Below are 500 nucleotides of genomic sequence, written 5' to 3' on the forward strand. Positions count from 1 at the left end.
AAGATTGTAGAACGTGCTGAATATTGGTGCTCCGTGATGGATGAACGACTAGCTGAAATCAATGAAGCAGGTAAGGAAAAATATCTTGAAATGGATAACATGCTAGATATTGGCCTATTCTTTGATGAGTTGGGGAATCTTAACGCTTCTCTTGAATCATTAGATAAGATTGATAAAAAGCTCAAAATCACTTCACGGTGGACTACTGCTATTAACCGTTTATCAGCCACTGGTGGAGCTGCTGGTATTCATATAATTGCTATATCACAGTTTGCGACAAAAGAAGGTTTTTTGCCTTCGTTAGCTCGTGTCAATTGTTCAGATGCTGTAACCATGCTTGGGGGTGCAGCAGATTCAGCAGATGAACGTAAGTATCTTATGAGTGGATTTGCCGACATGCCTAAACGTAGCTATGGAAAAGGTCAGGGAATCGCTCGTATTATTGGCTCTGGTAAAAAGTGGGAAGTTCCACACTTTTATGAAACACCTTGGTTTGATGA

At 40.4% G+C, this 500-nt stretch carries 1 protein-coding gene; it reads left to right on the forward strand.

Translation table 11 applies throughout. The features are described 5' to 3' along the window. The coding region (locus tag HMPREF2963_RS06860) for a hypothetical protein (protein ID WP_083312533.1) at positions 1 to 500 on the forward strand (500 nt) is incomplete at both ends.

Origin of the sequence: Streptococcus sp. HMSC067A03, assembly GCF_001814295.1 — a bacterium.
Taxonomy (GTDB): domain Bacteria; phylum Bacillota; class Bacilli; order Lactobacillales; family Streptococcaceae; genus Streptococcus; species Streptococcus constellatus.